This is a genomic window from Pseudomonas sp. ANT_H12B (assembly GCF_008369325.1).
GTDB lineage: Bacteria > Pseudomonadota > Gammaproteobacteria > Pseudomonadales > Pseudomonadaceae > Aquipseudomonas.
In genome coordinates, this window is the sequence record NZ_VOBI01000017.1 from 141,343 (window position 1) to 153,153 (window position 11,811).

Sequence of the window (11,811 nt, forward strand, 5' to 3'; positions counted from 1 at the left end):
GGGTTGAAGCAAGGCCCCTGCCGGTCCCTCTCGGGTCGGTCTTACGGGGCTCTTTACGATTAGCTCAGTAGCGAGCTAAAGCTACGCCAAGGTGATGCGGGTAATCATCGGGAACGCCACAGCCTCGGTCTGGAGACCATCAGCGGTCAACTTCACACGGACCTTACCGTTAGCAACGATGTCCACGACAGCCATGATCTCGATGTCCCAGCACTGGTGGGCACCGTTGCGGGTCGCTTGGATCTTCCATACGTCACCGTTACGACCTTCGCGGTAGCTCAACGAGGTGAAGTGTTTAGGCAGCAGGAACAGACCGTAGTCAGTACCCGCGTATGGCTGCACAGAGGTGCCGATAAGGCTCTCAATGTCCTCAACGCCTGCACGCTGAGCAGCACGCTCAAGAACGGCCAACAACGACGCGGGGAGCATGACCACGAAGTCAGACAGAGAGATGCCTACAGTCTGGTTGATGTGCATGGTTAGGAGGTCGATGAGGCCCTCTGCGATGTCCGTAGGCTTGCCGGTCGGCTTCGTCTCGGAGAAGCTCTCGGTGCTTGGAGCGGTAGCCAGAATGCCAGCGATCTTGCCAGCGGCCTCATGCTCGATGTCCCGTAACAGCTTCTCGCCGGTCTGGTGCAAGGAGCCCTCAGTGAAGCCCGCCATTAGGTTGTGGTCGAGGATGGTGAAGCGCTTGCTGATGACCAAAGCTTTATCGGTGGGCTCAGTGAAGATCACAGACCCGGCCAGGACTGCCCCTTTCGTAATGGTCTGGTTGTCCCAGTTCTTACGGGGATCAAAGGTGACAGAGCGATCAGCCATGGTGATGATTTGTTGACCAGTGGCCTCAGAGCCAGCCGGGCGGAACTCGCAAGGAGTGTGCTCAATGGCCGCTTGGCGCCACTCGTCACCGTTGAGGTAATCGTCGAGGGCCTCGGTCAGGGCTTCCACGTAGGCAGACACATCGGTGGCCGCTTGGGTCAGGGTCTGGCCGGACACGGTGACTTCATCCTTCAGGACGTTTGTGATTTGGATTTGCATGGTGTTGGATCTCCTGTGAGGTGACCCTTTGATCGACCTTGGCGCCATAGACGCGCACGACAAGACGGCAAGGAGGGAGCCGCATGGGCATCTTCCAAGGTCGATCAAAAGGTTCTTGGTTTGGTTTTGTTTAATGCTGATGGACTAACAGGCTATGGCGGACCTGAGAGGCATCTTTGAGGACAACCGTGGCGACGATTGGGTTATTGCGGAGTGACTACTGGGCGAGCTTTGAGGACCACCGGGACACCTTTTACTACATGGTAGAAGTCGATCAGGTTGAGACCGGTAGCAGTCAGTAGACCCTCAAGGGGTTCCATGTGGAATGCTCCAAGCTTGTCTGAGACAAACGCCTTGGCTTTCTCTGCGTCTCGACTGGTGAAGACATCAAGGGACTTCAGGTTGAACACTGCGGTGGCTGATCGGCCAGTCATAGCTGATTCGATAGACAATAATGAATTGGTCTGCTCAGGATTGAGACCATCAAGTACGAAGTGGAATCGCATAGGGCCTCCTTAAAGAAGGAAGCTAAGGATGGAATCATAATAATGAATGCCTACTTAGCCTCAGAGGTGATCTTTAGGTATCTCTCAGGGAAGGCTCTCATAGCCATAGTGAGGGTGATTATAGGTGTAGGGTTATTACCTGCCTTTCTTCCACTGAGGCGCCCCAATATGGACCCCTTCAGAATCACGGCGGGCCTTGTCACCCAAGTGGTTCGCTCTGACTGCGGCAAGCCAATGCTGCGCAGCGGTAGGGTTCTCAAAGGTGGCCCGATGGATGACCCCACGGATGGTGGTCTTCCCGATGTAGCGTTCACCTGCGGTGTAATGATTGTCACGGGTCACACCAACGGGGAGGTCTGCATCCTTCTTGGGCATCTTGCGACCTTGAAGACCCACGACCCGGTTGCCCATGTTCTCGTGAAAAGTCAGTGGTCGTAGATTGCTCGGATGATTGTTGTTCGGGTTGCCGTCAATATGGTCAATGACAAGTGACTCATTGAAGGGACCAACCAGCAGCAGTGTCGGTGGAAGTAACGGGCTCAGTGCTACCGAGACCGCGCAGCTGGATGTTCTGTTCTTTCATGCCGACCGTGGCCAGGACCTTGACAAACGCCCAGCCTTCATCGGTCAGTTCAAAACCTTGCTGTTTGAGCACTGCGATTTGCGCCGGGGACAGACCCTTTTGCGGTGGCGTCTGGCAACCGGCCAATGCCAGCAAGAGCCACTTCGGACAGTTTCCGTCGTCTGGTGTCGCCCATTTCAATCACTCGGCTGGATGCCCTCCTCCAACTCAAGCATCAACCCGCTCAAGCGCTTGACCTTGCGCCGCACGGCTTCTTCGAACACGCCGGTACGCGGCTCGATCAGGGTGAACCAGTTTTTGGCCCGGGTAATTCCGGTATAGATCAGTTCCTTGGTGAGCACCGGGTTCAGGGCGTCCGGCAGAATCAACGCCGTGTGAGCAAACTCCGAGCCCTGGGATTTGTGCACGGTCATGGCGTACACGGTTTCGACATCATTGAGCCGGCTCGGCAGGACAAAACGCACACCGCCCTGACCGTCATTGCGCGGGAAAGCCACACGCAGCACCTGTCGACCTGATTCAGGGCCATCACGCTCCGGCAGTTTGAGGGCAATGCCGATGTCGCCGTTCATCAAACCCAGGCCATAGTCGTTGCGGGTCATCAGCACTGGCCGGCCTTCGTACCACTGCTGATCGCTATCAATCAGCCTGGCCTTGAGCAGCGCGTCGGTGACTCGTTGATTTAACCCTTCCACTCCCCAGGGTCCTTTGCGTACGCCACACAACAACTGGAAAGCATCAAAGGCTTGTAGCACCTGACGTGCCCACTCGATCCAGCGTGGATCATCAAGCGTGCAGCCGAGCGGTGGCCGCAGCTGTCGCAGCAGACTCAGGTAATGCCGATAACCTTTCGGACCATCGCCATGGCCTTCGAGCAGCAAGCGCTCCAGTGCCCGATCCTGTTCACCCTTTAGCGGCAGCGAAAAAACATCGCCGTGGCTTCGCGCCGCCAACAACTTGCGGGCTTCCTCTGGCTGTTGCTGATTGACCCAGCGAGCCAACTGGCCAATACCGCTGCCCTCGCCGAACCGGCGTGAGTGGCGCAGCATCACAACTTGCTGGGCCAATGGATGAGTGCCTTGGGTGTCTTCCTGCAAACCGCTGGCATCCAGGTTTTCGCCGCTGACCGCTTCCAGCCACTGCCGGGTCTGTGGGCTGTACCAACCAGCCTCGGCATCGCGGCACAGGTCGCCCAGCACGGCTCCCGCCTCGACCGACGCCAGTTGGTCCTTGTCACCGAGCAAAATCAGACGGGCATGAGCCGGCATCGCGTCGAGCAGATTGGCCATCATTTCCAGATCGATCATGGAAGCTTCGTCCACCACCAACACATCCAGAGGCAGGCGATTGCCCGCGTGGTGACGGAAGTGTCGCGTGCCGGGACGACTACCGAGCAGGCGGTGCACGGTGGTGACGTCCGACGGGATCTTGGCCCGTACGACCTCATCGACTTCCAGGGTCCTGACCTGCTGACTGATGGACTTCGTCAGCCGCGCCGCGGCTTTACCGGTGGGGGCGGCAAGACGGATGCGCAGCGGTTTGCCAGACTCCACTGCTGGCGCCTGGAGCAACGCGAGCAACCGCACGACCGTCGTGGTCTTGCCGGTCCCCGGGCCACCGGTGACGATGCTGAAGGCGCTGCGGGTCGCCAGGGCACAGGCGAGTTTTTGCCAGTCGATCACTTCGCCGGGCTTCGCGACACCGAACAAACCGGCAAGGCGTTGAGGCAAATCACTCGGTGTAGTTTCGCTTTGCGCCAGGCGCTGGCGCAGTGAGTTGTCGATGCGCCGTTCGTACGCCCAGTAACGGCGCAGGTACAGGCGTTTGCCCGACAGTACCAATGGCCGGTGCTGCGACTCCTCTCGGCCATCGACCGCCAAAGCGACCAAACGGCTGGCGGCCAGAACCTTGCACCAATGGGCACCGTCCAGCGCCTCAAGCAATTGCGACGGCAGCAACATTGCACCACTTTGCAGATCACCTTCCGGTGGCAGCGACAGGGCGAAGTCCGGCTCCTTCAGGGTTTCGAACAGATCCAGACAGACATGGCCGTGGCCCAGTTGATGACTGGTCAACGCAGCAGCCAGCAGCACCAGCGGATCATCGTCAGGAGCGAGCTCATGTAGAAAGGCGACGAAGGCCTTGTCCAGCGCTCGCAACCAACCGCGCTCCACCCAGCGCGTCAGCAACAGCAACAAGTCATCGGCGCGACTTAACGGCGCTAGATCCGCCAGGCTTTCGGCGGCCAGTGACGTGGGCAGCAAATCCGCGAAGGTGCGATTCATAGTAGTACTCCCTGTTCCCAGACGGGTTCGGCCTTGGGCTCTGGCTTGCCTTGAAACAGCCGGTCCAGACGTTCGATCAGCTCTCTTGGAGGACGGGCGAAATACACGCCTTGGCTGGACGCGCGCGTACCGCGCAGGAATAGATACAACGCACCACCGACATGCCGGTCGTAATCGTAATCGGCAAGCCGCGCCTTGAGCTGGCGATGCAGGGCTAACAGGTACAGCACGTATTGCAGGTCATAGCGGTTGTCGAGGATCGACTGCTCCATGGTTTGCTCGGTGTAGGCCACGTCATCGACACCCAACCAGTTGGATTTGTAGTCGGCAACGTAGTAGCGACCATCGTGTTCGAACGTCAGGTCGATGAAACCCTTGAACATGCCGTTGAGCAGCACCGGCTCGGCAGCGACCCGGGCAACACCGTTATGAGTGTATTGACGCACCAGTTCATCGAGTTTGAGTACATCGACTTTATGGCTGGCAAACCAGAACTCCATCTCGACCCGGTACTGGGTCAATTGCTCGAACACCACAGGTGCCTGCCCGCCGCCGATATGCAGCGGTGATATGAGCAGGTGTTGCAGCCAGTCGCTCAGGGTCGTTATCCAGCCCTCCCAGCCACGGCGGTTGCAGCGGCGGGCAATAGCGTCTTCCACTGATTGCGCGGTGGTGGCAAAACCTTCGTCACCGGCCCATTCAAGCAAACCATGTAGAAAGGTGCCGGGGTTCGGGCCACGAGGGAAACGATGGATATCGGCACCGCCAGCAACCACTTCTCGTGGCGCTTGCGGATCGAGACGTTCGTCGTCGAAGAGTTTTTGCGCTTGCGGGTTCTCCGGCGCTTCATCAGTGCCCACACTCATGCGGTCGCCAATGCGCAGGGCACTGTAGGAAGCGATCCACCAGTTTTCGCTGGCTTTGCGTTTGGGAATCAGTGGAGCGAGCAAAGTCGCTTCGTTACGCGGCGGTTGGTAGTGCTCGGCGGTCGCCTCAGGCATTTCACTGTAGTTGAGCGCCGGGCAGCCCTGTTGCAGGTCTTCCAGCCAACGCTTCAAACCTGCCGACTCGGCCAATGGTGCACCGCCGCCCAACAGGTAACCCAATGCTGACAAGTGCAGCACCGAGCTGTTGTTATTACCGCGCTTGAGATCAGTGACGCCAAGCCAGCAGGCGTGTTGCGCCCGGGTCAGGGCCACATAAAGCAAGCGCAGGTCCTCGGCGAGACGTTCATCGTCGGCCTGAGCGATCAACTCGGGCGTCGGCGTCAAAGTCACTTGGGCCTTGCCGGTGACGTCGTGGTAATACAACGGCAAACGGCTGCCGTCCACCGGTTTAGCCGAACAGATGAACGGCAGGAACACCATGGGATACTCAAGCCCCTTGGACTTGTGAATAGTCACGACCTTGACCAGTTGCTCGTCGCTCTCCAGGCGCAGGATCTGCTCTTCGCCGGCCTGACCGGACAACGCCAGGTGCTCGGACAAATGACGGATCAGCGCTTGCTCACCATCGAGTTCGGCGGCCGCCTGTTGCAGCAACTCGGACAGGTGCAGCAAATTGGTCAGCACCCGCTCGCCGTCACTGCGCGCAATCAATGCCTGGGGTAGCCGGAAGTCATGCAGCAATCGCCGCAACATTGGCAACACGCCTTGCTTGCGCCATAGCTCGCGGTAACCGCGGAACTGCATGACCCGCGCTTCCCAGGCCAGTTCGTCCTGATTCAACTGTTCCAGTTCAGCCAGCGAAAGATTCAGCGTGATACAGGCCAACGCGGCTCGCAGTGGGCGCTCGACATCCGGCTCAGCGCAGGCCTTGAGCCAGGTCAGCAGGTCATGGGCTTCCTGGGCGGCGAACACCGAGTCCTTGTCCGATAGATAAACGCTGCGAACGCCACGCGCGGAGAGTTCACCGCGCACGGCCTGGGCCTCTTTACCGTCGCGAACCAGGATTGCGATATCCGCTGGCAGCAAGCCTCTGAGGTCCTTGCCGTCCGCCATGAAACCCGCACGACCTTGTTGCCCCCCGTTGAGCAAAGCAGTGATTTCGCTGGCGCAGGTGGCAGCCAGTTGTTGTCGGTAAATCGCGCCGGACAATGGCTGCTCGCCGGACAGATGCCAGATGTTCAGGGCGGGTACGGCCTGACCTTCTATCTGCAGAACTTCATGGCGTCCCTGGGATTCGACGGGCAGGAACGGTACCGGGTTCTCGCCATTCTTTTCACGAAACAGGAATGCGCCGCGCCCGGACTCGCGAGACTCGGCGCGCTCGAATATATGATTCACCGCATTGACCATGCCATGACTGGAACGGAAGTTGGTGCCCAGGGTATGCAGGCGGCCAGCGGTAGCCTGGCGGGCGCGCAGGTAGGTAAAGATGTCGGCACCGCGGAATGCGTAGATTGCCTGCTTCGGGTCGCCGATCAGGAACAGACCGCATTCGGGGTTGTTGTCTTCAATGCGGTAGATACTCTCGAAGATCCGGTATTGCACCGGGTCGGTGTCCTGGAATTCATCGATCAACGCCACCGGGAATTGTTCGCGGATCAAGGTGGCCAGGCGCTCGCCACCCTCTGATTGCAACGCGGCATCCAGGCGTAGCAGCATGTCATCGAAGCCCATTTCCGCGCGACGACGTTTCTCCTCTTCAAACCGTGCACCGACCCACTGGGCAGCATGTTGCAGCACAGCGGCATCGGGGGTGGGCAAACCATCGAGCCTGGTCTTGAGACCGGGCATGGCGTCCAGCCCCGGATGACGGGGAGCTTCCCCCTTCCACGCTTCGGCCATCCCGTCGGGAGTCAGGCGCGTGAAACCGGTACCGATATCCAGTTGCTCGAGGGATTCGTCTTCGGCCCAGACCCGGATCTTTTCGAACCAGGGTTCGAAGTAACGCGCCTGCATCTTGCGACCATCGACGCTCTTGCTCGCGACACCCTGGTGACAGATGGCAAGCAACTCGTCCGCCCACTGGCGCCAAGGCATCTTGAGTTCAAGCAGGGCTGCTCGCCGCTCCTGCAGGCACCCGATGATCAGTTCGGCGGGCTCTTTGCCTTCAATGCTGTCGCGCTCGCTGGCGAACAAACCGCGGACTCGCGGCAGGAGTGCCGCCGGGCCACCCCAATTACCGCGCACCCAATTCAGCGCATCGCCTTGCATCGGGTAACAGAACAGGCGCCAATAATCGCGCAAGACTTCGCCCAGTAGATCGCTGTGATCAGTTTCCAGGGTCTGGGTAAACAGGCTGCCACTGTCGAACGCGTGTTCGCGCAACATGCGCTGACACCAACTGTGGATGGTTGAGACTGCTGCTTCGTCCATCCATTGCGCGGCGATGTCCAGACGGTTTGCGCAGCCAGACCATTGCTCGGTGAGGTACTGATCACGCAGTTCGGCAATGAGGCCATCGGGAGCCTTCGTCTCATCGCGAAAGTACCGAGCCGCTTCGGCCAGGCGCGTTCGAATACGTTCGCGAAGCTCTTTGGTGGCGGCATCGGTGAACGTCACAACGAGGATTTGTGGCGGTAACAGTTCACGCCCAAAACCACTCGACTCGCCGCCGTGGCCGAGGACCAGGCGCAGGTAAAGCGCGGAAATGGTGAAGGTCTTGCCGGTACCGGCGCTGGCTTCGATCAGTTGGCTGCCGCTTAGGGGGAATGCCAGGGCCAACGGTGTTTTCGTAGTCATGAGCGCGCCTCCTCGCTGGTCAATGAACGCCAGGGGGTTTCAAGCATCGGTTTGTATAAAGCGTTACACCAATCAGGGAAGGTCTCTGCGGCAGTCAGAGCATCGTAGTCGGCGAATTGCCGGGCGAGTGCCGGACTTTCGCGGCGTTCGCCATCGGTGGTTTGACCGTCACCTTCATAGGCCTTACGAGCGGCGTCGTCGGCTTTGCCCGGGTCCGTTTGAGAGAGCCACGCGAAAGCTGTTTTCACCGCAATCGGAAGTGGTTGGCACATGCCCGTTTGCCATGCTTGCAGCAGGTCACTCAAGACATGACGTGCTATTCCCTCCTCCAAAGGCGCCAGCAGCAGACTATCGTCACTGGCCACCAACGCGGTGGTCATCGACATCCCGCTGGCGCAGGCAACCAGGTGATTGACCCAAGGTCGCGTGAGACGATGCCACTTGCGAGTCTTGATCGAACCGATACTGTTGGGAATAGTGGTGACCGACAACAAGCCGCCGTCTGCACGTTGATGCAGGCCACTGAGCCAGCCTTCCAGGCGCAGACCTTGTAGTTCCAGATTCACTGGCAGCGCGCTGGTCAGCGGTGTCGGCCACAATGCGAGGAGCTGCTGGTAACGCTGCAAAAGATCCGGCAATGGCTCGATCAACTCTCGCTGTAGACATTCGCCGAAACCGGCCATGGGCAATAGCCCACTGTTTTGCAGACGCTTTGCCTGAGCCTCAAGCGCCTGATCGGCGTGATCCAGTTGCCTCAGCGCCGCTTCGAGCAAGCTGTCGCTGAGGCTATAGCGTTGGAGAGCATCGAGTACAAATGGCTCTTCATCGGCCGGGGGTGCTTCAGCCGCTTCGAAGAACACCTTGAGCCGCTGACTGAAAAAGTGTCGCACGGGATTACGCAGGAAATCCTGCAATTGACCGAGGCTCAACGGCTCTTCCTGAACGTAGGCATCAAGAGCCTCGATCTCAGTCGCGTGTTCACCGACTTGATGGAGCACCTGCCATTCACTGGCATAGCTGAACAGGTCATCACCTTCATGAAAATACCGGGCGCTGAAGGGTTGCAGTGGATGTTCCTGAGTCATGGCTTCAAGCAGGTTTTCACTGGCGACGTGTAATCGCCAGCCACTTGCAAGGTGATCGCGAAGCTGACCAATCAGTACCGAAGCCGGGCGCTCGCTGTTGTCTCGAATGCTGCGGCCGACCCAGCTGATATAGAGTTGGTCACGTGCCGACAACAGGGCTTCCAACAATAAATAGCGGTCATCCTCGCGGCGGGAACGATCACCCGGACGGTAGTCGCTACCCATGAGATCGAAGTCCAGCGGCGGTTGCGCTCGCGGGTAATCTCCGTCATTCATACCGAGTAGGCAGACCAGTTTGAACGGGATCGCTCGCATAGGCATCAAGGTGCAAAAGTTAACCGCCCCAGCCAGAAAACGCTGGGACAGGCGACCCTGATCGAGGCCTGCCAACCAAGCTTCACGGACCACGGTCAAAGACAGTTCGTCATGCAAGCCCACTGACTCGCAGGTCTCGAGCCAGGTTTCGCGCAACTCTTCGAGCTGGGCCAGCAAGTAGTCGTCATGCTCATTACTGGCCTGGAAGAACAGTTGCACCAACGCTTGCAATCTAACGCCCCATAGCTTCGGCGGTGCAGGTTGAGTCAGTTCCTGATGGGCAATCTCCAGCGCGTCCAGCAACGCTACCAAAGGACCTATGAGCGCAGCATCCAGGCCTCCGATCTCATCGTAAGGCTCAATGCCTTCGCAGGCACTGGCGCTGCCAACGGCATAACCGAGCAGCATCCGGCGCAGGCCGAAACGCCAACTGTTTTGCTCCAGCTCTTCAGGCAATCCCAAACCCGCACGTTGCTCGGCATTCATTCCCCAGCGGATGCCGGCGCCTTCGATCCAACGGTGCAGGGTCGGTAGATCACGCTCCTCTACACCAAAGCGGGCGCGCAGTGCAGGAACGTCCAGCAGATCGAGGATCTCGCTGACGGGGAAACGACTGTCAGGCAGCTTGAGCAAATGTTCGACAGCAATCAGTAGCGGATCCCGGCCGCGTTGGCCTTGATCCGCGAGCGTGAAAGGAATAAAGCGCGGGTCATGACGCTCGAGTTGACCAAACACAGCACGAATATGCGGTGCATAGCTGTCGATATCCGGAACCATAACGATCACGTCGCGAGGACGCAGGTATGGATCGGCGCTGAAGCGCGCGAGTAATTGGTCGTGGAGGATCTCCACTTCGCGCTGGGCACTATGAGCGATATGAAAACGGATCGATTCGTCCTTCACCGGATCGACAGCGAGCCAGCGTTCGCGAGTCTCGCTCAGGGGACGTAATTCAAGAATGTCGTCTTGTAGCTGGTTGAGCATGTTCTGTGGCTGGCTATCGCTGAACAAGTCGATGCGCCCATCGCGAAATGCCGAGCGATAGCTATTGGGATCGTCGTAGCTGTCCAGCAGATTGATGTAGTCCCGCCCCTGCTTGCCCCATGCCGCCAATAACGGGTGAGCATGTTGATGGAGGGTTTGCGGGTCGAGCACAACAGGCATACCGCTCTTGCGAGCCTGGCGTTTGTATTGATGCCGTAACAGGTCTTTATCGGCGACGATGTCTGCCCAATGGTGGCGACATGGGTTGTGTACGCAAAGCAGAACCTGGCTGAATCGGGCGAGTCCGGCAAGTGCTTCCAGGGCTTGAGCGGGAAGAGAAGAAATCCCGAAAACTATCACGCGAGAAGGTAACCCACTGGGCGCCATGTCGAGGCTGTTGATGCGTTCGATAAACCGTTGATGTACGCCGGCACGACTTTGCGCCATGCCTTGCTCTCCCACATCCAGCAACAGTGCACGCCACAACTCTGCCTGCCAGCAATTGGCCGGGGTCAGGGGTTTGGCTTCGCCTCTACCGTTTCGTAATTGATGACGACCTTCTGCCCAGTCTTCGAGCCAGTCAGCCCGGTAGACCTGGTATTGGTCGAACAAATCCGCCAGTCGCTCGGACAACTGGTAACGCTTGCGTAGATCGGTGTCATTGGTAAGGAAGCGTTGCAGTGGCTCGAAGTGCGGTTGATTGATCAGCTGCGGAAGCAGGCGCATCAGGCGCCAGGTCAGAGGGGCTTTATCGAGTAGCGATTTGACCGGGATTTCGTCACGCCCCAGAACCATGCGATACAGCTGCCACATGAAGCTGCCCGGTAGTTGCACGTCGATGGCCGCTGCAATTCCGCAGCCGCCCATGTCGTCTTCTTCTGGGTCTTCGGCCAGAGCCAGCTTCAGCCACTGGGCGATGCCGTTACTCTGTACCAGGGCGATTTCATTTTCCAAGGGAGCCAGCGGGTAGCGCCGCATCCAGCTGACCACCAGGCTGCGCAACTCATCCAGGCGGTTGCCGTGAACCACCATAAAACCAGCACTGAGGGACGTCGCGTCCGGCATAAAGGCTTCCTTGGGAAAATACTAAAGCTAGGGCCGAACCTTAGCATTGTCGGGAGACTGTGACAGCCGGGAGCCGTCCGATGTTGCTGTACGAACTTTCCTGCGGACAAAACAAAACCCCTACCTGCATACGCAGATAGGGGTTTCGGAATTTAATCTTGACGATGACCTACTCTCACATGGGGAAACCCCACACTACCATCGGCGATGCATCGTTTCACTGCTGAGTTCGGGATGGGATCAGGTGGTTCCAATGCTCTATGG

The 11,811-nt window shown here is 58.6% G+C and carries 6 protein-coding genes, 1 rRNA gene and 2 pseudogenes; 1 reads left to right on the forward strand and 8 read right to left on the reverse strand.

Features of this window, described 5'->3' with window-relative positions; all coding sequences use genetic code 11:
* Window positions 1-81: 81 nt before the first annotated feature.
* Together FQ185_RS23370 and FQ185_RS23375 are read right to left on the reverse strand one after the other, a co-directional pair.
* Window positions 82-1,038, reverse strand: a complete 957-nt coding sequence (locus FQ185_RS23370; protein ID WP_256730472.1) for a hypothetical protein — start codon at window positions 1,036-1,038, stop codon at window positions 82-84.
* Between the two features lie 203 nt (window positions 1,039-1,241).
* Window positions 1,242-1,544 carry a hypothetical protein gene (locus tag FQ185_RS23375; RefSeq protein WP_149419495.1) on the reverse strand — a complete coding sequence of 101 codons (303 nt, stop codon included), beginning with the start codon at window positions 1,542-1,544 and terminating at the stop codon, window positions 1,242-1,244.
* A gap of 42 nt (window positions 1,545-1,586) precedes the next feature.
* Here FQ185_RS23375 and FQ185_RS30725 point away from each other — a divergent pair, with 42 nt between their 5' ends.
* Entirely contained in the window at window positions 1,587-1,982 is a 396-nt protein-coding gene (locus FQ185_RS30725) for a hypothetical protein (RefSeq protein WP_256730473.1), read from the forward strand.
* An 18-nt stretch (window positions 1,983-2,000) separates the two neighbouring features.
* Here the strand turns inward: FQ185_RS30725 and FQ185_RS31175 are convergent.
* From FQ185_RS31175 to rrf, 6 genes and pseudogenes are all read right to left on the reverse strand, one after another.
* Window positions 2,001-2,087: pseudogene (locus tag FQ185_RS31175) on the reverse strand (hypothetical protein); the annotation flags it as partial.
* A 64-nt stretch (window positions 2,088-2,151) separates the two neighbouring features.
* Window positions 2,152-2,307: pseudogene (locus FQ185_RS31180) on the reverse strand (hypothetical protein); the annotation flags it as partial.
* Window positions 2,304-4,412 (reverse strand): exodeoxyribonuclease V subunit alpha, encoded by a 2,109-nt coding sequence (gene recD, locus FQ185_RS23390; RefSeq protein WP_149419497.1) that lies wholly within the window; start codon window positions 4,410-4,412, stop codon window positions 2,304-2,306. The pseudogene FQ185_RS31180 and the gene recD, both read right to left, overlap by 4 nt.
* Complete coding sequence (recB, locus tag FQ185_RS23395) at window positions 4,409-8,098, reverse strand: exodeoxyribonuclease V subunit beta (protein WP_149419498.1); 3,690 nt, start codon at window positions 8,096-8,098, stop codon at window positions 4,409-4,411. The genes recD and recB overlap by 4 nt, the downstream gene beginning before the upstream one ends.
* A complete protein-coding gene (gene recC, locus FQ185_RS23400; RefSeq protein WP_149419499.1) occupies window positions 8,095-11,547 on the reverse strand; it encodes an exodeoxyribonuclease V subunit gamma in 3,453 nt (1,150 codons plus the stop codon). The genes recB and recC overlap by 4 nt, the downstream gene beginning before the upstream one ends.
* Window positions 11,548-11,703: 156 nt before the next feature.
* Window positions 11,704-11,811, reverse strand: a 5S ribosomal RNA gene (gene rrf / locus FQ185_RS23405); the annotation flags it as partial.

Bases quoted from the DNA above. Each gene is read 5' to 3' on its own strand.
- FQ185_RS23375 (WP_149419495.1), bottom strand. From the start codon at position 1,544: ATGCGATTCCACTTCGTACTTGATGGTCTCAATCCTGAGCAGACCAAT.
- FQ185_RS30725 (WP_256730473.1), top strand. From the start codon at position 1,587: ATGAATGCCTACTTAGCCTCAGAGGTGATCTTTAGGTATCTCTCAGGG.
- recD (WP_149419497.1), bottom strand. From the start codon at position 4,412: ATGAATCGCACCTTCGCGGATTTGCTGCCCACGTCACTGGCCGCCGAA.
- recB (WP_149419498.1), bottom strand. From the start codon at position 8,098: ATGACTACGAAAACACCGTTGGCCCTGGCATTCCCCCTAAGCGGCAGC.
- FQ185_RS23370 (WP_256730472.1), bottom strand. From the start codon at position 1,038: ATGCAAATCCAAATCACAAACGTCCTGAAGGATGAAGTCACCGTGTCC.
- recC (WP_149419499.1), bottom strand. From the start codon at position 11,547: ATGCCGGACGCGACGTCCCTCAGTGCTGGTTTTATGGTGGTTCACGGC.